The organism is Prevotella sp. CAG:592 (genome assembly GCF_000436015.1).
In the GTDB taxonomy this organism is placed as follows: domain Bacteria; phylum Bacteroidota; class Bacteroidia; order Bacteroidales; family Bacteroidaceae; genus Prevotella; species Prevotella pectinovora.
On sequence record NZ_FR892630.1, the window covers coordinates 4794 to 26270 of the forward strand.

A 21477-nucleotide genomic window follows, 5' to 3' on the forward strand; every position below is an offset into this window, starting at 1 on the left:
CTACGGCGGCAGCCACCGTAATCATGGACCTCACCGTGGAGGCGGAGGCTTTCGGAGCGGACATACACTTCACCGAGGATGCCGTGCCTGCCGTTATCGGCCATCTGCTGAACGATGCCGATGACATAAAGGCTCTCAAGGTGCCGTCGCTGAAGGCTGCCAGAGTGCCTGAATATCTCAAGGCGAACCTGCTCTCGGCAAGGGCTATCAACGACCGTCCGGTGCTGGGCGGATGTATCGGTCCGTTTTCGCTCGCCGGCAGACTCTACGACATGTCGGAGATTATGGTGCTGATATACCAAGACCCCGACGCTGCCCACACGCTGCTGGCAAAATGCACGGAGTTCATACTGAAATACTGCAAGGCGCTGAAGATGACGGGCGTCGACGGAGTGGTGATGGCAGAACCGGCGGCAGGACTGATGTCAGACGACGACTGCAAGCGTTTCTCTTCCGACTACATCAGATATATCGTAGGACAGGTGCAGGACGACTCCTTCAGCATCGTGCTGCACAACTGCGGCAACACTGGCCACTGCACAAAGGCGATGGTGGCTACAGGAGCGGCAGCCTACCATTTCGGCAACAAGTGCGACATGCGGCAGGTGATAAAGGATGTGCCGCCGACGGCTCTCGCCATGGGAAACATCGACCCCGTATCGGTGTTCAAGGAGGGCACACCGGAACAGATGTACGAGACGACAACACGACTGCTGCAGGAAATGAAGGAGTATCCCAACTTCGTTCTCTCCAGCGGCTGCGACACTCCGCCACACACTCCGATGGAGAACATCGACGCCTTCTTCAAGGCTCTCGACGACTTTGACAAGACCATTTAACCCAAATCGGTCATTAGGGCTTGCCTGGATTTTGTTCTTTTAGAAGAGTGGATTTTGTTTGGCTTTTAATGAGTAATAGCGAGCTATTACGAATTAAAAACAAGCAAAAGACGCCTTATAAAAAACAAAAGACTGCAAGCAGTAAATATAAAATACAATAAACGGCCTAATGACCGTTTTGGGTTTAAGTCATTTTACAGCCTCCAAAACATTGGTTTAGAATGTTGTCATCAGCGCAACTCACATAAACCCCAATCGACAATTAGTCCGTTTTATGTGATATTTTAAACTGCTTGCAGTCTTTTGTCTTTTATAAGGCGCCTTTTGCATCCCCTCTACCAACGTTGTCATTTCATGAATACTTTGGGCACGGTTTGGACACAGATCGTGCCCACTTGGGGCAAGCACCGTGCCCCAAGTGAGAAAGCACGTTGCCCCACATGGGCAAGCACCGTGCCCGATTCTTGTAGTTTTTGTTATCCTTGCCGATGATTGTGAGTCGGCTATTTGAAAACAAAGACCAACAAGAGAAATGACTGTCCTTTTATGGGGCTTGCAAAAGTCTTACCAGACAGGACAATAGCTCCGATGATACTTTATGATACTTCTATGATACTTTTCTGTAAAGAATCCAGAAAAGTATCATTACACCTAACTCGTTCAGCTGATGCACTTTAGATACATCCAGCACCCCCGAAAATGATACTTTGACACTTTTCTTCAGGAAAAAAACATATTGTCATTCCCGGATTTTTCGTTGTGTCTTGATAACATTTCACGAAAAATTCTTGTGTATCTCAAGTATTTTATAGAATTTTGTATAAGAGTCTTACGAACGCTGACTGACACGGGATGGCATATACGCCACTAAATCCCTATGAATCAACGGAGTAACGGACTCGACAAATATATAATCATCTAAAAACAATTCCGCCTACGGGTTAACATTAACAACATAACCATTATGAGAGTAGGATTATTCGTCCCCTGCTATGTGGACGCCCTGTATCCAGAGGCTGGTGTAGCCACATACAAGTTGCTCAAGCACTACGGACTTGACGTGGAGTATCCTGAGCGGCAGACATGCTGTGGACAACCGATGGCAAACGCCGGTTTCCAGGACAAGTCGATGAAAGTGATCGAGTCTTTTGATGAACTTTTCAAAGACTATGACTACATCGTCGCCCCTTCAGCATCATGCGCCGCATACGTGAAAGTCTATTATCCCAAAATTCTGAAGGGCAAGCACGAGTGTGTCTCTTCAGGCAAAATCATGGATATAGTGGAGTTCCTCCACGACGTACTGAAGGTGAAGGAGGTGCCGGGAAAGTTCCCCCACCCTGTCAGCGTGCATAACAGCTGCCACGGAGTGAGAGAGCTGAACCTGTCGTCGCCCTCGGAGTGCAACGTCAAGCCATTCAACAAGATCATCGACCTCTTGCAGCTCGTCGACGGCATCACCATCCATGAGCCGGAGAGAAAGGACGAGTGCTGCGGCTTCGGCGGCATGTTCTCCATCGAGGAGCCAGCCGTTTCCACACGTATGGGAGAAGAGAAGATAAAGAGGCACATCGCCACCGGGGCGGAATACGTGACGGGGCCAGACTCTTCGTGTCTCATGCACATGGCAGGCATCGCCAAGAAAGAGAAGATGCCTATCAAATTCATTCACGTAGTCCAGATATTAGCAGCAGGGTTATGAGCACAATACATTCCAAGAGAGCCGCCCGCTTTGTGGCGGATGCAGAGAAGACCAGTTGGCACGACGCCACCTTCTGGTCGGTGAGAGAGAAGCGCGACAAGATGGCACAGCAGCTGCCGGAGTGGGAAGACCTGCGCGAGCATGCCTCGCAGATAAAGAAGCACACCATCACCCATCTGGCGGATTATCTGGAGCAGTTCTCGAACTCTCTGGAGAGCCGCGGAGTGAAGGTGCATTGGGCGAAGGATGCCACGGAGTTCAACGAAACAGTACTTTCCATTCTGCAGAGCCACGGTGTGACGAAGATGGTGAAGTCTAAGTCCATGCTCACCGAAGAGTGCGAAATGAACCCCTATCTGGAGCAGCATGGCATCGACGTGGTGGAGACCGACCTCGGCGAGCGTATCATCCAGCTCCTGCATCAGAAGCCGAGCCATATCGTGATGCCTGCCATCCACCTCAAACGCGAGGAAGTGGGCAGGATGTTCGAGGAGAAGGGAATATCGAAGGAGAAAGGAAACTACGACCCTACTTATCTCACCCATTGCGCCCGTCTCCATCTGCGCGACCAGTTTATGCAGGCTGGTGCCGGCATGACGGGATGCAACTTCGGCGTGGCTGCCACCGGCGACTGCGTGGTATGCACCAACGAGGGCAATGCCGACATGACCACCTCTATGCCCAAGCTGCATATCGTGGCGATGGGAATCGAGAAACTGGTGCCCGACTACAAGTCGCTTGCCGTATTCCAGCGCTTGCTCTGCCGCAGCGCCACAGGACAGCCCACCACAGCCTTCACATCCCACTTCCGCCAGGCACGTCCCGGAGGAGAGATGCACGTGGTGCTCGTGGACAACGGCAGAAGCGATATGCTGGCTGACACCGAACACTGGCAGACGCTGAAATGTATGCGCTGCGGTGCCTGCATCAACACATGTCCGGTATACCGCCGTTCGGGAGGATACAGCTACACGTATTTCATCCCTGGTCCTGTGGGAGTGAACCTCGGCATGCTGCGCGACCCACGGAAATACAGCGACAACGTTTCGGCATGCACTCTCTGTCTCTCTTGCGACAATGTATGCCCGTCGAAGGTAGGACCTGGCTCGCAGATATACGTATGGCGACAGAGTCTGGAGAAACTGGGAAAAGCCGACAAACTGAAGAAAGCGATGTCGGCAGGTATGGAATATCTGTTCGACCGCCCTGCCCTCTACACCACAGCCTTGAAATTCGCACCGCTCGCCAACTACGTTCCTGACTGCCTCACCAACATCGGCAACATCAACGCATGGGGCATCGGACACGCCATGCCTGAATTCGCAAAGAAATCATTCCATGAACTGTGGAAGGAAGGAAAAGTGAAGTAAAAGAAGGATTCATTTGAAAAAAGTATGAAGAAAGAAGATTTTTTGAATAAGTTGCGCCAGAACACGCATGCTCAATACGATATGCCGGCGATGGACATCAAGGGCATCGAATATGAAGACACGCTGAAACAGTTCATCGAGATGACCAAGTCGGTGGGCGGACATGTCATCACCGACGCTTCTGCCGGTTCCGACCTTAATGCCTTGGTGTGCAGGGCATACCCCGATGCAAGGGTATTTGCCTCAAACCTGGAGGAGATAACTATGGAAGGCTTGAAGGCAAATGCCGGCAACGGAGCTGCCGCCGTGGAGCTGCGCAATCCCGACACCGTGGCGGAGGCCAACGACCTCAACGGCACCGACGTGGCAATCGTGAGAGGCACGGTGGGAGTGGCAGAGAACGGATGCATCTGGATTCCGCAGACTATGAAGGAGAAGGCATTGCTGTTCATATCCGAATATCTCGTGATTGTGCTCGACAAGAAGAATGTCGTAAACAACATGCACGGCGCATACGCCAGCATAGAGATGGACCCACGCTACAATTTCGGAACGTTCATCAGCGGTCCGTCAAAGACCGCCGACATCGAGCAGGCTCTTGTAATCGGTGCACAGGCAGCCCGCGGAGTTACCGTTGTGCTGGTGGACGAATAAGTATTTTGACACTAATCCCAAACCGGGCCTTATTGGGGGAGGGTAACAAAAGCAGAATGTTGGTTTTATGGGGTTGGCATCCAACCGTCATAAAACCAACATTCTTTATAATCCTATCTTATATTTTCCGTGCTACTATCTTATCAGTTGCCGTTGAAAAACACATAGAGGGCTATCATCACCACGGCAAGCGACACCCATGCTATGATGACACTCCTTGCCGGTTTTTCATTCACAGCCACGATGACGTGTTTCTCGTTGGCATTCATGTCATACAGACTTACCACTATCATCATAGCTACCAGACCGACGAAGATGAAGAACGAGAGGAGCATGAAATGCACCATCTCAGAAAATCCCGGTATCACCCAAAGATAGAGTATTCCTGTGCCGATGCTGAGCACCGTGCCGAACGTCAGCGTCATGTTGGCGGCAAGTGTAGTGCAGCGCTTCCAGAACACTCCCATCAGGAACACTGCCGCCATCGGCGGAGCGATGAAGCTGAGCACAGACTGGAACACATTGAACAGGTCCATACCCTTGATGCCGTCTACGGCAACCGTGATGACGATAGACACCAAGGCACCGAGAACGGTAACGACACGTCCCGTCTTGCGGATTTCTTCGGGAGTTGCCTGCGGACGGATATTCTTCACATAGATGTCCATGGTGAACACCGTACTCAAGGCATTCAGGGCAGAGCCGATAGTGCTTATCAGAGCCGCCGTAAGCACGGCGAGCACCAATCCCACCATACCGGCAGGGAAAAGCTCATAGACGAGCTTTAAATAGGCGTCATCGGCATTTACCTGCACGTTGCCGAAGAATCCTGTCTTGACCATGGCGAAGCATACCACTCCGGGAAGGATGTATATCGCCACATCCAGAATCTTCAGCCAACCGGTGAAATTGGCTCCCCGCTGTCCTTCGCTCAGGTTGCGAGCCGCAAGCACCGGCTGCACCATTGACTGGTCGGTACACCAGAACCACACACCCATGATGGGATAGCCGAGGATGATAGGCAGCCACGGATAACCGGGGTCGGTATTAGGACGGAAGAGGTTCCAATAGCCTGACGGCACCACATCGGGATTGGCAAGCACCGCTATGCCATGAGAGAAAGACTCGCCGCCGAGCTTCCATATTCCCACTACCGTAAGCGTTGCCGACACTATGATGAGCAGCACCATCTGATAAACGTTGGTATATGCCACGGCTTTCAGTCCGCCGAGCATAGTGAAAAACGCTGATATGGCGAGAAGCAGCATTGCCGAGAGCCACATCGGCATGCCGAACACCTGGCGGATTATGATTCCTCCGGCAAAGAGCGTGAGGGCAAGCCAAGAGATGAGTATCGTCACTATGGTATACCATGCCAGGATATTGCGTGTGGAGTCGCCGAAACGCAGTCCCATAAACTCCGGCAGCGTGGAGATGCCGGTGCCAAGATATCGTGGAGCGAACACGAAGGCGAGCAGGGCGATGAAGACGAAGGCGTACCATGCGTAGTTGCCAGACACGATGCCGGTGGAGAAACCGGCACTGGCTGATGCGATGAGCATCGACGGACCGACATTGGTGCCCCACATGGAGAAACCGATGTGGTGCCAGCGCAGAGAGCGGCTGGCAAGAAACATGTTTCCGCTTTTCTTTGCCTTAGAGCTTGCCCACATTCCTATGGCAATGAGCACCACAAAGTAAGCGACAAGGATTATCCAATCAAGTGCATCAAGATTTTGAGTATTCATAGGTTTTGTAGTTTTAAACCCATCCGGCTCCCATCGGGGATGGCAAGGGTGGGTCTTATTGTTTTATTCGTTTTATTTCCTATCTGTATTCGTCTTATTTTCCCATCAGCTCCTTGGCTACGGCAACGGCAGAGTTTGCGTTGTCGCTATAGCCGTCGGCACCGATTTCGTCAGCGAAGTTTTGTGTTACGGGAGCACCACCAACCATCACTTTCACGTTCTGGCGTATTCCGGCATCTTCAAGAGCCTGGATAACATCCTTCATATATGTCATGGTGGTTGTAAGCAGCGCACTCATGCAGAGAATGTCGGCATTATAGTCTTTTACAGCCTCAACGAACTTCTCGCTCGGCACATCGATGCCGATGTTCTTAACCTCGAAGCCGCAACCCTCGAGCATAGAGGCAACGAGATTCTTGCCTATGTCGTGGAGATCGCCCTTCACGGTTCCTATCACTATCCTGCCCAGCGTAGTGGATGCCTGTCCGGCGAGCAGCGGCTTCAGAATCTCAAGAGCCGCCTTCATGGCACGTCCTGCCATCAGCAGCTGTGGCACGAAGGCTTTACCGTCCTGAAAGCGTTGTCCCACCTCACTCATGGCGCGTATCATCTGACCGTTTATGATGTCCTGCGGAGCCACGCCTTCATCAAGAGCACGTTTGGTGGCATCGGCAGCCTTGTCGCCTTTGCCGGCGAGGATTGCCTCAAAGACTTCCTCTGCAGCATTGCTCTCCGGCTTGGATGTGGCTACAGGGGCGGCATCGTGGTCGATGCCGCAGGAGCATTTCTTCTCTTTCACAGGAGCGCTAGAATCTCTAGAAATGCTAGAAAAACTAGAAATGCTAGAAAAACTAGAAATTCTAGAAAGACTAGAATCACTAGAAACGCTAGAAAGACTAGAAACGCCAGAAACCCCAGAATTTCCAGCCCCTCCAGGATAGTGAGGAGTGATGAACAATCCTTCTATCGGCTGCACGAGCTTTGCTATCTCACGGATATGCAAATCGTCAGTACCGCAGCATCCACCAACCACGTTCAGCAGATGATTCTCAACGATTGGCCATATCTCGGTCTGCATCATCTTTGGAGTGTCGAGGTAATGACCGTGTTCGTCCGGCAATCCCGCATTCGGGAACATACTTATATAATAGCCGGTCTCGGCAGCCATACGCTGGATGATAGGTGCCATCTTGGCGGCATTGAGCGAACAGTTAAGTCCTACGCTGAACACGCTGTCGTCATTAAGACTCTTGACAAAGTCCACTACCGACTGTCCGAGCATGTTGTGTCCATCCTCGCTTGCCACAGTGAAGCTCATCATTATAGGCAGACGGAAGCCTTTCTTCAGCATCACTTCCTTGCAGCACCGCAAGGCCACCTTGGCATTCTCTATGTCGAATATTGTCTCTATAAGCAAGGCATCCACGCCGCCGTCTATCAAAGCCTCTATCTGCTCATAGTAGGCATCATGAAGGATATCTTCGTTGAACTCCGCACTTTCTCCGATAGACAGGGTCTTGCTTGTAGGACCGACACTACCAAGCACATAACGGGGCTTACGCGGATTCATCAATGTATAGGCATCAGCCTCTTTCCTTGCCAGTCGGGCAGCTTCAAGGTTTATCTCCCTTGCATAGTCCTGCAGATGCTTGTCGGCAAGCGAGACGCGCTGTGAATTGAACGTATTCGTGGTGATGAGGTCTGAACCTGCTTCAAGGAAACGGCGGTGCATACTTGTCACAATCTCCGGATAAGTAAGAGCAAGCAGGTCGTTTGTTCCACGGATCTCCCCGTCGAAGTCTTTGAATCTCTCCCCACGGAACTCCTCTTCTGTGAGCTTATACTGCTGGATGGTGGTTCCTGTAGCACCGTCGAGAACGAATATCCTTTCCTTTGCCACGACATCCATCGACGGTCTGCCGAGAGTAGCAGCCTTGAAAGGCAGGGCTTTCATCTTGTCGTCAGCGGCAGAAGCGGCATTGGCATCCCCGCTTTCTATCTTGTCGATGATAGCCATCACCTCCTCGTCGGGAGTCATGGTCTTGTTGATACGGATAGTGTTGTCGGCGGCTTCCGGCTCGTCGGCACTCTCCTGGTATTCCTCTACTATGCGCAATGCCTTCTCCACCTCGTCCTCGTTGTGGAAATCCATCTCGATATGCACTCCGTCGCCACCGATATTGTCGAGCAACGGACGCAGTTCGTCGAGGGTCACCCAGCATGCCATGATGCTTTTTCCTCCTGCAAGAATCTTCTTGTAGAGGTCATACCACTTGGGCGATCCGCCCTGTGGCTCTCCCACTCCCGGCGTCCACTGTATGGCGTTGAGCTCTTCTATCTCAAGCAGGGCTGGCAGATGGTGCATTGCCCCCACACCGTCGAGATGATACAGCGTGTAGTCTATCTTCTGACACTGCTGACGGATGAAGGGCTGCACAAAGCGGCGGTAATCCTCCACGCTGATCATCGTGGAGATGTCGCTCTGCAGCTTTGTCATCTTTCCAGGTGCCCACGATGAGAAATAGCAGAATGCCATCTCGTCGCCCTCGCGGATAATGTCGTACAGTTCGTCGAAGACCTGGAAGTATATGTCGTTTATCTGCTGCATCTGCCGCTCCAGCACTTCGGGTTGCATCACGGTGTCGAGAAGCACCTTGTCGGTGCCCTTCATGGCGGCGAGCACATCCATGCCTTCCATCAGGTCGGGCATGCCCACATAGTAATTGCCTTTGGCTTTCTTCTTGCAGGCACGCAGCAAGTCCTTGTGAAGCTGCCAGTTCTTGTTGGCAGGGTCGTTGATGTCGAACTTTATGTCATCGGTGTAGTTGGGGTCCGGATGTATCCAGATGGTATCCTCTCCGCCCTCAAACACGCCGCCGAGGATGGCTGCAAGCGAACCGGGACCGAGCTGCGTGTTGGCAACAGGCAGCATGTCGGCTTTCATCGAACTGTGTGCCACATACCAGTCGAGATATTCGGCACGCCATTCCGGGTCGAACCATTTCTGGTCGAGCGACTTCGGTGCCGGCGGCATGGGCACGTCGGCATGGGGCTTGACGCCTTCCTGGAAGTGTTCCCACATATTGAGCACGATGCCCTTATGGTTCCACCAGTCTATATAGTGTTTCTTGGTTTCTTCTAAATTGGGTTTCCACATAATTGTTATGATTTATAATTTTCTTGGGAAAGGGGATGGGAGGAATGGGAAGAATGGGACAAATAGGACAAATAGGAGAAATACCACTCCAAACTACTCCATCCAAACTCCTCAATCAGAACTCATCACCCCAAACTCCTCACTCAAATCTCAAATCCCTTAAACTCCTCGTTGATGATGAGATTCTTCACCTTGCTCATGTCCATGTCGTCGGTGCTGTCTACATCCTCCGGATAAACGGGGATTACGGCACCCTTGCGCACAAACACCGGCATACGGTCGAGCGGTGTCTCTATGTCCTTCAGCCATCTGCCGCCGTCGCTTACCGAGAAGCGGTCGCCGGTGAAGAACTCTACCCATTCTCCTTCCGGCAGATATATGTCGCGACAGTTGTCGCTGCTCATTACGGGAGCCACAAGGAAGTCATCGCCGAAATAGTATTCATCATCGATATGCCAGCAGTTGTTGTCTTCGGGATGGTGGAAGATAAGTGCCTGCACGATGGTTGATCCGCTGTGTGTCGCCTTCTCGCTCTCGCGGAGGATATATGGAATGAGTTTGTAGCGCAGCTTCCACCAACGCTTCACCATCGGTGCGATGTTGGGATAATGCCATGGCTCACGCTTGTTGGTGCCATGATAGCGGATATGCGAGGAGAACACGCCGAACTGTGTCCAGCGCATATACACATCATCGCGGACAACGGAGTTCATGAAGTTTGGCAACGTATGGAATCCCGGCACGTCGTGGCTCCAGAAGGCAAAGCCGGAGAGTCCGAAATGGAGTCCGCCACGCAGCGAACCGGCGAGTCCCTCCCACGAACTGCAGGAGTCTCCGCCCCAATGCAGCGGATATCTCTGGCATCCTGCCCATGCGGAACGTGCCCACACGATGCCGTCGCCTGTCACCTCCTTCGTTATCTCGTATGCCGCCTTCTGATATAGCAGCGAGTAGAGGTTGTTGAGGAGTTCCGGCGACATGTTCTCGTATTCGGCATCCATGTGGATATTCTCTCCGAAGTCGGTCTTTATACATTTCACTCCCATATCGAGAAGATTCTTCAGCAGACCTTTATACCAGTTTGTCGCCTTCTCGCTGGTGAAATCGATGGTGCCGGCATAGTCGAGGGCTGAGAAGTTGGAGCCTTCTGAATCCTGCTGCTTTGTGAGCTTGCAGATATAGTTGTTCTTGCGTGCCTCGTCAATCTGTTCCGCATCTTCTGCCACATACGGCAGCTGCCACAACGACACCTTGAAGCCCCTCTTCAACAAGTCCTGCACAAACTTCTTCGGATTGGGGAAGCGTTCCTCGTTGAACTTCCATTCGCAGAGCCAGTCGGTTTTGAACCATCCCGTGTCGAGATGTATCACGTCGCATGGATAATGCTCCTTGCGCAGACGGTCGCAGATGCCGTTCACCTCGTCGGCACTGAAATATGTCATACGGCTCATCCACACTCCGTAGCTCCATAGCGGCGGCATGGAGGGATAGCCGGTGAGGTCGCGATAGCCTCTTGTAATCTGCTCCACGGTGTCGCCGCCGATGATAAAGGCGTCGATGAGAGCCTGGTCGCTGAGAAATTCCACCGACCGCGTTGACACTCCGGCGAGCGACAGCTTACTATATGCCGTGGTGTGATAGAACACGCCATACATGCGGCTGGAGATATAGAACGGTATGTTCTTGTATGTGCGGCGGTTGTTCACTCCCTGTCCGTCCTGATTCTTCAGGAAGAAAGTCTGTCCGCTGAGATCCATCTTTCCGAAGCGCTCTCCTGTTCCGGCAAAGCACTCGTTCAGCTTGCATTCAAACGACAGTGTGGCACGCTCTCTCCTGCCGTTCAGCTTGCAGTAAGCCAAAGGCAGGGCATCGTAGCGTGGCGGCGAGAAGTGGTCGTAGGCGGCGAGTCTCACCTCATGTTTCCCGTCGGGATACAGTCGCATGTCGAGTGTCTCCTGTGGGTCGGGCAGCAGCTCGCTCCATCTGTCGAGCACCGGCTGCTGCATGTTTATCACCGCCCTTCTCACACCAGCGCCGTCGGTAATGATCCATTGGTCATCCACGAACTCCGCTTTCAGCGGCAACCGCTTCACACGAGCGCTCATCTGCAGCATCTCCGAGGTGTCTGAGGGTTGCTCTCCCCCGCATCCCATGAAGAGGCGGAGGATTCCGGGTTCATATTGTCGTATCACGAGAGTCTGTGTCTCCTGCGGCACATCGGTGTCGGGAGCCATATCGTTGGCAAGCTGCTGTTTCTGGAAAGGCACCTCCACGAGGATGTCTCCATCCTTCTCTCTGACGGATGTCGGCTTGTATGCTTTCCACAGCGACTCATCTCTTTTGAGGTCTGTATCGAAATCCATGAAATCGAACAGATGGTAGTTTGTTGGTCTCATTGTGTATTGTTGTATTCTATTGTTTTAGTAGTGGATTATCGCCTCAGTCTGCCGGCGGCTTCCTTCGTAGCCTTGTCCACCTTCGGTCCGTTGCCTTTTATCAGCATGTTCTTTCCCGGCTGGTTGTAGCCGAAGAGTTCCTTCGGACACCAGTTGCCGGTGACGGTATATCCGTCGGTGGCCTCATCGAAATAGATGTAGAAGGCGCGGTCGTTGGTGGCGTATGGAGCCTTATGAAGGTCTTCTATCCTGTTGTTCTTTATTTCTGATCCCGGCTGCGACGACAGGGTGTATATCCCTCCCACATCATAGAGCTGGTGGGCGAAGTCGTGCACGTAGTTGGCAACTATCCTGTTGTTGCGCATCCCGCTCTCCCGTGGGGTCCATCCCCACCCCACGCAGATGCCAGAGTAGTTGAGATGGTGCACCTCGTTATGGCTTATCTCGATATTGCTGACGTAGCCGGCTGCTATTCCCACACAGCTCCAGTCCTCGTTGGCGGCGTCGCTCACCTCATTGTCGGTAATCGTTATGGCATCGCATAGATCGGATGCCACGAGCGGTTTGAAGGGCACATGGGTCTCGAAGCCTCCGTCGGGGAAATGTCCCACAAGGATTCCAGTGCCGCCGATGTCTGAGAAGGTGCATCCGCTGACCGTGGAACGGGATGCTGCCAACTGATAGTCGAGTGCTGTCGCTCCGAGATGGACGAAGCGGCAGTCCTTGAAGTCTATGCCGCTGGCATGACGGATGCTGACGGCAGCTTCAGGACGGGCTATCCAAGCCTGGTTCTCAAGCGATGCCTTCTCCGGCAGTCCCGGCTTCTGCAGCTTGTAGGCGTCTGTCATGCGGAAACCGCCCTGCAGCGTCACCAGTCCTTCGTATAGCGGACGTGTCCATGCGGAGTGGGCGAAAGTGATATTCTGGAACTGTATGTCGTGTACCGTGCGCTCCCTCGTGCCGTCAACGGAAGCCAACGTTTCCATCACCGGCACTATGGCCTCGACTGTAGTCATGTCTTCTCCCTCTCGTGGCAGATAGTATATCCTGCCGGAGGGATAGTCCTGATACCACTCTCCCGGAGCATCGAGCAGCTGTGGGGCGTTGACGAGGCAGAACGACGAACTGCCTTTCTCACCGTCTATCACGGGTTGTGGCCATGGGTGTTCGAATTCAAGCTGACTTTCAGGTTCATGGAATGACACCTGAGTGTAGCCATTGCCGAGGGGCCGCATTTCCTTTACTCTCAATATTGCTATCGCCCACCGCTGATGAACGAGCATTTCGAGTTCTCCTGCGCCGGAGAGGTCTTCTTTTGGCGTGGGTATAGTGATGGTGCGTGATGCCGCATCGAAGTCTTTCATGCGAATCATCTCGCCATAACGGCCCTGCTGTGCCCTGACCGCCTTGTTGCCGTTTACCCACAGCTGGCGGCAGTATACTATCCTGTTTCCGCTTCTTGGAGCGTCTGCCACCCACACGCGGCTACGGACATTCTCAGGAATCCTCGTGTCTGAACATCCCTTATGCCAGCTGTCGAGAGGCATTCCTCCGCTTATCACCGTCGGTTTTCCGCCGTCATCACCGCATATCACAGTGGGTGAATCCGGTGTGCCGGAGTCTTCGGGGCGCAGGAACAGCGGTTTCTGCAGACGGTAGTCGCCGCCACTGAGGTGGATGCGGATGCCTCCAGCCGTTTCCTGTCTGTTGAGCCGGCGCCACTCCCTCGCCATCCTGATGGCGGCGGCAGGAGTGAGCAGAGGGGCGCTGACTGTGCCAGGAGCGGTGTCGCTGCCTGTAGAAGCCACATATATGTCGCCTGCCATGACGGGCGTTCCCATAAGGAACAGCAGGAGTGATGAGAATATTGTCTTTATCATTGTCTTGTAGGTAGTTTTTTTACGAAGGGAAGGGACACAGTATAATAATCCTCACCCTATATATCAAGACGTTGGCACACGCCTCTTTGTAATGCTCTTTATCATGAAAAAAACCGACAGACAGGTTTTCGCTGCAAACCGGAACTGGAATGTATGAAGAAAGCGGCAGACTAATCCCCAAACGGTAATCAGAACGTTTGTGGTTAATGCCGCCGCACTCCTCACTTTGCATCGTCTTTCGGAACGGAATTCTGCAGTATATATCTGTACTCCTTTGGCGACGCTCCGAAACGGCTCTTCACGAACTTTCCGAAGAACGAGATATTGGGGAATCCCAGGCTGTCGGCGATTTCCTTCACCGACATGTCGCTATATTTGAGTTTCAGGGTCACCTGCTCGGCTATATACTCGTGTATCCACTCCAAGGCTGTCTTGCCGCTCACCGACTTGCACACCGTTGAGAGATATTTCGGAGTGACACAGAGCCGCTCGGCGTATGACTTCACGGAGCGGTCGCTACCGTTGACATTGGCAAGCATCTCTATAAAGCGATGGAACAGGAGTTCGCCCTGTCTGAAACCGGCATCCATCCTCTTGACATCCAGATTGGGGGCGATGATGGCGGCAAGCTCATAAAACATACAGTGGAACAACGACTGCATTATCTCCTTGTGGTAATAGCCGTGGGGATTGTCTATCTTGTAGCGTATGAGCGAATAGTATTTGTCGATGAGAAAGCGTGACTCGCCGGAGAGATGGATGACGGGGTTTCTCGCCACGTATGCCATGATGTTCCACACATCGCGGTTGATAATGAGACTCTTGCGCATCGCCTTGTATGACAGGGCCATGAGTTTCACCTCATAGTCGGGAGAACACTTGCTTTTGTTTATAAACGAGTTTGGTGGACATATCACCAAGTCGCCTGCCACAGCCTTCACGCTGACACCGTTGATGTCGCACTGCATCTCTCCCTTCTCCACAAAGCCAATCGTCACCATCTCGAGTCTCACCGCGCGTTCCACATGGGCACGGTCATTGCTGTTGAGCAACACGATGTCGCCATCGGTATAGTTCACCAGACCTTTCTCCACGAGATAGTCGATATTCACGTTCAGCTCTTTCTCTTCCATAAATATATCTGTCGTTAGATAAATAATTCTTTCCTAAGTGAAGGTAAAAGCATACCAATTTATTTTTTCACCGTCACTAAAAATGTTCAGACCGCAAATATAGTCATATTTTCTTAAAACATTCTTTTTTCCAAAGAAAAGTGTTCAAAATATCCACAACTTGGAAATTAGGAACAGTATACCTGGCCGCTCGCTATTACTCATTAAAAGCCAAACAAAATACACTCTTCTAAAAATACAAAATACAAGCAAGCCCTAACGACCGATTCGGGTTTAAAATGGGCACGATGCTTGCCCAAGTGGGGCACGACGCTTGCCCATGTGGGGCAAGGTGCTTGCCCCGGATGGGCAGAATTGCTTTCCAAAGGTTGCCCAATACAGGCATATATTTCCATGGTCGTGTTTACAGAGTTCTGCCAATACAAGCAAATTCCTGACATCAGCAAAACATCGTTTATTTTTGCAACCAAAATGGCTGCCAATAAAAAAAGCCACCCTTGTGCTCTCATATTACCTTTTTTTCATACTTTTGCATCTATAGACACAGCACAGACAGTCTGTGTGGCACGATAAAAAACTACAACATCATGTTTGAGAAACATCTGACTTACGACGACCTCGACATCACCGACCGCGAACTGCTCATACAGATGGGCTACGGGGAGGCGGAGGCTGACGACGACACCAGACTGGAGATTGAGAGGATGAGAGAGAGGGTGAGGGATATACTGAAGCCACGATTCTGCTTTCACATCGAAGAGGAGGGAGAACTGGACTGCCACTCGAAGACGCTCACCACCGGCGGACACACGTTCGGCATCGGACCGATTATCACCTCACAGCTGCGCGGATCGGAGGCTTACGCATTTTTCGTGGCTACGAGCGGCATGGAGTTTGAAAGGCTGCAACGCCAACTGGAAGAGGAGGGCGATATGGTGAGGGTGTTCATCGCCGATGCCATGGGAAGCGTGATAGCAGAGAAGACCGCCGACATCATGGAGCGCTGGCTGCAGGTGTTCATAAACGGCAAAGGATGGAAACACACCAACCGGTTCAGTCCGGGCTACTGCGGATGGCACGTGAGCGAACAGCAGATGCTCTTCAGTATGCTGCCGGAGAAAGACCCTTGCGGAGTGAGGCTCACCGACTCGTCGCTGATGATTCCGATAAAGAGCGTGAGCGGTGTGACAGGACTCGGCAGGGAAGTGAAAAAGCTGGAATATACATGCGGATTGTGCAACTATGCCAAGTGTTACAAACGAAGGAAAAGGGAGCGGAAATAAGCGTTTGTTGTATGCATCCCACTTCTAAAGGTTTTTTCTATCTTGAGTTAAAGATAACAAAAGCGAACAAAAAAAACGGTTTGAAAAAGACAAGGGATTGACTTTATTGCTATATTCGCAAAATACATAGAGATACACATTCTCAATCTATTGCTAATAGGTTACCATGCCGGGAGGCATTGACCTATGTGTATCATTTTTTAGCAAAAAAAGTGGTAATAGATTGTTTGTAGTTACTGACGACGGCAAGTCGTTGCCGCATTGGGGTGTCATAAGGTTAAAACTATTAAAGGATAACTATAAAATGACACCCCATTTTTTTATTTTATCCCCCATAGCTTCCTACTGTGCAGATGATTCCGCTGGCATCAGCCCTCTACCTGTGCAAATGATTCTACTGTCATCAACCACCTACCAGTACAAATGATTCCGCTGACATCAGCCCCCACCTATCCTCCCCCGTAGGGGAGGGACTGATTGCACAGGAGTATCGATTATTCTGAAATATCAATTGCTCTGGAGTATCTGAATTTCAACAACTTACCCACAAACCGGAGCAACCTGCATCTCCCCTACGGGGGAGAACGAGAGGGGGCTGAAGTTCAGTTGCAGAGTAACTATTTTCCCTCCCTTTGGGAGGGCCAGGGTGGGTTGTGTGGGTTGTGTGGGTTGCCCTGCCATCATCACTCTTTCTCCGTTTCCTTATATATGATAGGATTTGCACCGCTGGTAAGGGCGAGGGCCTCAGGATGGTCCTTGATATAGGAGTCGATGTGGCGCATGCGCTTCTCCTCCAGAATCTCGTCAACGGCAATGAGGATTCCCGTCTCCTCCACGTCGCCGAAGCCATCATTGATGGCGGTGCCGAAGAGCTTCATCGTAGGACTGAGGTTCATGTATGCGTTTACGAGCGGCGGGATATTGTAGCCCATCTTTCGTATCTCACGGTTGAGAATCCTGTAGTCTGCCTTGAAATCATCCTCGCAGAATATCTCTTCGAGTTCCTTCGGGTCTGTCTCTATCTTGAGCGGCTCCATCGGTATCACGAGGTTCTCCTTGTCGTCGAAATGCTTCTTCAGGAAATACAGTATCATATCCCTGCCCTTGCGGATATACGAGGGATACATGGTCATCTTGCCGAAGAAATACTTCACGTTCGGCATTATCACGGTAAGCGCTCCCAGTCCGTCCCACAGGTTGTCGAGGGCAAATAGGCTCTTGGCTCCCATTCTGGAGCTCTGATAAGGAAGCGCCACGAAGGAGCGGCCCAGCTCAATGGTCTGCGGCATGTATTCCTTCATGAACTTGTCGGAAAAATGGAACATGTGGCTCGTGGCGAGCACGGGCTGTCCGTTGGCGTCAACATCAACGTCGGTGCCAAGGATATAGCGATAGCCGCCGATGATCTCTTCAGCCTCCGGATTCCACACGATGAGCTGCTTGTAGCTGTTTGGCATGGTGTCGAACTCATCGATATCCATACTCTTGCCGGTGCCGCCGCCAGCCTCTCTGAAGGCTATCTCACGAAGACGGCCGATTTCCTTCATCACGTTGGGCGCTTCATGAGCCGTTACGATATATATTTCGTTGTTGCTCTTGTTTGTCATTCGCAGCTGGCGCTCTGGAGTGAGCTCCTGCTTGAGCAATTCCTTATCTATTGGCTGGATAATCTCTTGTTCCATTTTCTGATGATATTGTTGTAAGAATATCTGTTCTTTCTTGTTACTGACTTGTCTTTGTTTCTCTCCCCTCTCTTCCATTACAGCTCATACACCTTGTCCTCTACGTAGAGTGCCCATTGCTTAGGTGTCTTGCTCTTGTCGAAGGTCTGCCACGGTATCGGCTTGCCTATCTTGATGGTGAATTCCTTGTGGACGTTCTTGTACATCTCGTCGACGAGGAACAGCATGGCGATATTGAACTTTATGCCGAGCCGCTTGCTGATGTTGGCAAGATTGTAGAAGAAGTTGGAGTTCTGCCCTCCGAAGTGTATCGGCACTATGTCGCGGTGGTATTCCACGCTCTTCGTCACGAAGGTCTTCGTCCAGGGAATGTCGTGGATCCTGCCTTTTATACGCCTTGAACAGAGTCCGGCGGGAAACATCAGCATGTGGTTGTCGCTGTTGAATCCAGCCTCCACCATGGCGGGGAAATTGCGGCTCTGATGTCCGGTCTTGTTTATCGGGATACAGAGCGGGGCGAGTCCCGGCAGGTTCATGAGCAGGTCGTTCACGAGATATCTGAAGTTGCCGTCGTAGTGTTTTCCTATCACGGCTCCGAGCGCCACTCCGTCGATACCTCCGAGGGGATGGTTGCTGACGAAGGTGTAGAGCTTGCCGTCGTTCTTGTCGGGCAGGTTCTCGGCGCCTTCAATCTTGAGCGTCATGTCGAGATACTTCACACAGTCTTCGAGCCACTCCACACCGATGTGGTCCTTGTGCTCCCACAAGAACGCGTTCACCTCTTTCTGGTGGATTATAAGCCTAAGCCATCTGGTGAGCACTCCCGGCACGTAGCGTGCCTTGTCGCCCATCTTGTCCTTAAGTATTTTGTCTATGTCAATCGTATTCTCTGTTACTTCCATCTAATCCGGATTCTTTTCTCTTTTCATAAAAAAAACGAGGTCGAGAAGTGGCCTATCTTTTATGCTTATGCAAAAATAAGCTATCTTTTTCAAATATGTTACTTTTTTAACTAAAAAGTTGTCCAAGTCATATATTTATTACGATATAGTAACACTCGGGAGTTTATTTTCATCCCTGCAACGTGCAGAATGCGACAAAAGCGCATCTCATTCATATATCAGCGTGGTCATCCTGTCGGGGTCGAAGATGTCGAGTGCCGCCTGCTGTATTTCCCGCGCCGTTACGTTGTCGATGTCTGCCATCAGCTTCTCCACGTCTTTCAGCCAACCGTAATGAAGGAATGCCTTGCCGAAATCGAGGGCGAAGCTCTCCCTGTTGTCACATGCCACGCCTATCTGTCCCTTTATCTGGCGTTTGGCTGCCTTGAGCTGACTTTCTGAGAGGGGACGGTCCATAACGCGGTCAAACTCGCGGCGCACGAGGCGAAGGCATTTTTTTACGTCCTTCGGGTCGCAGCCGAAATAGGTGCACCAGAGTCCGGTGTCGGAATAGCTCACCATGGAACTTTCCACCGTGTAGACAAGGGCGTTGCGCTCTCGCAGCGAGATATTGAGGCGTGCGTTCATGCCTGGTCCGCCAAGGATGTTGTTGAGCAGATAGAGGGGCAGACGGTGGTTGTCGTGTGCGCTGTACGCCCTGTTGCCCACCATGACATGTGCCTGATGGGTTCCCTTGTCGTGTACGATATGCCGGGGCTGGTATGGGGGCAGCGTTATGGAGGGTGTCACGTCGATGAGCGGCTGGGCGGCAGGAAATGCCGATGTGGCTCTCTTGAGCTGTCGCACCACGCTCTTGAAGTCTACGTCACCATATACGAAGAACACGGTGTTCTCCGGCCTGTAGTAGCGCTGCGTGAAGCGCAGGGCGTCGGCAGTGGTGTATGTACGGAGGGTGTCGGCAGAACCGAGGATATTGTGCCCCAGGGGATGTCCGGCGAAGATGGCATTCTCGAAATCGTCGAAGATGAGCTCTGCCGGCGAGTCGTTGTAGCTCTCTATCTCGTCGCATATCACTTCCACCTCCTTGTCTATCTCCGCCTGCGGATAGGTGCTGCCGAACACGATGTCGGTGAGGAGGTCTACGGCACGCGGGAAATGGTTTTTCAGAATGGCGGAATAGTACACCGTGTCTTCCTTGTTGGTAAAGGCGTTGAGGTCGCCTCCCACGCTCTCCAGCCTGTTGAGTATCTGCATTGCCGAACGGTGGCGGGTGCCCTTGAAGGTGGTATGCTCGCAGAAATGTGCCATGCCTTCCTCGCCTTCCTTCTCATCGCGTGTGCCGGCACACACTTCATATCCACAATACACCACGGGGGATGCTGACGGACAGTGGATAGCACGCAGTCCGTTGTCGAGAGTCGCCGTATTATATTTCATGTTGTCTGTCTCCATCTTTTAGTCGTGCAAAGGTAATGCAAAAAAGCGACTAAAATGAAAGAAACGGGATTTTATCCAAAATCGATCATTAAGGGGTTGCCTGGATTTTGATTTCTTAGAAGAGTGGATTTGTTCTTTTTATCACAAATCGAGAGGCTTTAGACTGTTTTTTCCGGAGGGGGCATCATGCCGCTTGGGGGCTTGGAAGATAAGCATTCCGGCGGCATAGCGCAAAAAAAGGCCGCTGCGACTATTGTCCAGCGACCTTTTACATCAGTATGTTATGAAAAATTTGAGAGAATGAAGCTTCACAGCTTCGGAGTTGTTTTAATAATATTGTTTTGAGAAAGCATAGAAAAAAATTCTTATTTCAGTATTGCGGAGACAGCCACGGTTTTCTTCAGCGTGTCCATCTTCACGGAGTCGCCCATCGCCACCGACGGACCGTTGTGCACCTTCGGTGTCACGGCAACGGCAGCTGGCATCTCGTCGCCCTCTTCGTTGAATGCCATCTGCGAGGCATTTCCGAGGGTCAGGATTATAGCCACCACGGCGGCGGCCTTGAATAGCGGCATCATGCGCTGACGCAATGTCACCACCTTTGCCTTCACCGTCACAGGCTCGCCAACGAGAGCCTCCATCCTTGCGTCGAAGTCATCACCGAGCACGTTCTCCTCCTCAGCCTTTGCATAAGCAAACAACGGCTTGTATGGGAGAAGGCTTGCAGGGATGTCGTCCTGACAGAAGAATGCTTTCAGGATAGCCTCCTCCTCAAGGGTGGTCTGGCTGTTCCAGTAGCGCTCCAATAGCTGTTCGATGTATTTATAATCCATATTCTGCATTTTCGTTGAACTTTTGTTTTACTGCCTGTCTCGCACGGTAGATATTCACCTTTACCTGTTCTTCGCTGATGGAAAGCACTTCGGCGATGTCTTTGTAGCTCTTGCCTTCGAAATCGCGCAGCTGCATGCAGGTTTTCTGCTTCTCCGGCAGCCCATCCACGATTCGCTTCACCATCTCCAGCATGTCGCGCTGTTCGGTGCGCTGGTAGGGAGTAGCCATGCTTGTGGCACGAGGCTCCAATGTGTCTTGGTCGAGCGACTCTTCGCGCCACGACGAGCGCTTGGTCTTGTCGAGAGCTATGTTCCTGCATATCGTTAGGCTGAACGCCTCTATCGAGTCGATGTCTTGCAGGGTGTCCCGCCGGTCCCAGACTTTCATCAGCGTATCCTGTACGACGTCTTCTGCTTCCTCCTTGTTCATCGTGATGCGGAGGGCAAGGCGGAAGAGCACG

Annotated in this window: 14 protein-coding genes and 1 pseudogene; 5 read left to right on the forward strand and 10 right to left on the reverse strand. The window is 51.8% G+C overall.

Features of this window, described 5'->3' with window-relative positions:
• From QVO99_RS10010 to QVO99_RS10025, 4 genes are all read left to right on the forward strand, one after another.
• A partial coding sequence (locus QVO99_RS10010; RefSeq protein ID WP_288177164.1) for a uroporphyrinogen decarboxylase family protein occupies positions 1–839 on the forward strand: 839 nt, incomplete at its 5' end.
• A 964-nt stretch (positions 840–1803) separates the two neighbouring features.
• Positions 1804–2541: a (Fe-S)-binding protein gene (locus tag QVO99_RS10015; protein ID WP_022317477.1), complete on the forward strand. Its 738-nt coding sequence runs from the start codon at positions 1804–1806 to the stop codon at positions 2539–2541.
• Positions 2538–3911: a lactate utilization protein B gene (locus tag QVO99_RS10020; protein WP_022317478.1), complete on the forward strand. Its 1374-nt coding sequence runs from the start codon at positions 2538–2540 to the stop codon at positions 3909–3911. The genes QVO99_RS10015 and QVO99_RS10020 overlap by 4 nt, the downstream gene beginning before the upstream one ends.
• 24 nt (positions 3912–3935) lie before the next feature.
• Positions 3936–4565 carry a LutC/YkgG family protein gene (locus QVO99_RS10025; protein WP_022317479.1) on the forward strand — a complete coding sequence of 210 codons (630 nt, stop codon included), beginning with the start codon at positions 3936–3938 and terminating at the stop codon, positions 4563–4565.
• Between the two features lie 143 nt (positions 4566–4708).
• Here QVO99_RS10025 and QVO99_RS10030 read toward each other — a convergent pair whose 3' ends face one another.
• The 5 genes and pseudogenes from QVO99_RS10030 to QVO99_RS10050 form a co-directional block, all read right to left on the reverse strand.
• The gene (locus tag QVO99_RS10030; protein WP_022317480.1) at positions 4709–6313 is read right to left on the reverse strand and encodes a sodium:solute symporter; all 1605 of its coding nucleotides are present in this window, start codon (positions 6311–6313) and stop codon (positions 4709–4711) included.
• A gap of 94 nt (positions 6314–6407) precedes the next feature.
• Positions 6408–9467: pseudogene (locus QVO99_RS10035) on the reverse strand (homocysteine S-methyltransferase family protein); the annotation flags it as partial.
• A 146-nt stretch (positions 9468–9613) separates the two neighbouring features.
• Complete coding sequence (locus QVO99_RS10040) at positions 9614–11866, reverse strand: glycoside hydrolase family 31 protein (RefSeq protein ID WP_022317482.1); 2253 nt, start codon at positions 11864–11866, stop codon at positions 9614–9616.
• 35 nt (positions 11867–11901) lie between these two features.
• On the reverse strand, positions 11902–13746 hold the full coding sequence (locus QVO99_RS10045) for a right-handed parallel beta-helix repeat-containing protein (RefSeq protein ID WP_022317483.1): 1845 nt from the start codon (positions 13744–13746) through the stop codon (positions 11902–11904).
• 221 nt (positions 13747–13967) lie between these two features.
• A complete protein-coding gene (locus QVO99_RS10050) occupies positions 13968–14879 on the reverse strand; it encodes a helix-turn-helix domain-containing protein (RefSeq protein ID WP_022317484.1) in 912 nt (303 codons plus the stop codon).
• Between the two features lie 587 nt (positions 14880–15466).
• Here QVO99_RS10050 and QVO99_RS10055 point away from each other — a divergent pair.
• Positions 15467–16162 carry a vitamin B12 dependent-methionine synthase activation domain-containing protein gene (locus tag QVO99_RS10055; RefSeq protein WP_022317486.1) on the forward strand — a complete coding sequence of 232 codons (696 nt, stop codon included), beginning with the start codon at positions 15467–15469 and terminating at the stop codon, positions 16160–16162.
• A gap of 683 nt (positions 16163–16845) precedes the next feature.
• Here the strand turns inward: QVO99_RS10055 and QVO99_RS10060 are convergent.
• The 5 genes from QVO99_RS10060 to QVO99_RS10080 all read right to left on the reverse strand — a co-directional run bounded on the left by QVO99_RS10060 (position 16846) and on the right by QVO99_RS10080 (position 21476).
• Positions 16846–17844 (reverse strand): GNAT family N-acetyltransferase, encoded by a 999-nt coding sequence (locus QVO99_RS10060; RefSeq protein ID WP_022317487.1) that lies wholly within the window; start codon positions 17842–17844, stop codon positions 16846–16848.
• A gap of 77 nt (positions 17845–17921) precedes the next feature.
• Positions 17922–18746: an acyltransferase gene (locus tag QVO99_RS10065; protein WP_022317488.1), complete on the reverse strand. Its 825-nt coding sequence runs from the start codon at positions 18744–18746 to the stop codon at positions 17922–17924.
• A gap of 207 nt (positions 18747–18953) precedes the next feature.
• Positions 18954–20183, reverse strand: a complete 1230-nt coding sequence (locus QVO99_RS10070) for a M16 family metallopeptidase (protein ID WP_288177172.1) — start codon at positions 20181–20183, stop codon at positions 18954–18956.
• Between the two features lie 365 nt (positions 20184–20548).
• A complete protein-coding gene (locus QVO99_RS10075) occupies positions 20549–21016 on the reverse strand; it encodes a pyruvate ferredoxin oxidoreductase (RefSeq protein ID WP_288177167.1) in 468 nt (155 codons plus the stop codon).
• Entirely contained in the window at positions 21006–21476 is a 471-nt protein-coding gene (locus tag QVO99_RS10080) for an RNA polymerase sigma factor (RefSeq protein WP_022317491.1), read from the reverse strand. Before QVO99_RS10080 ends, QVO99_RS10075 begins: the two co-directional genes overlap by 11 nt.
• Position 21477 lies beyond the last annotated feature (1 nt).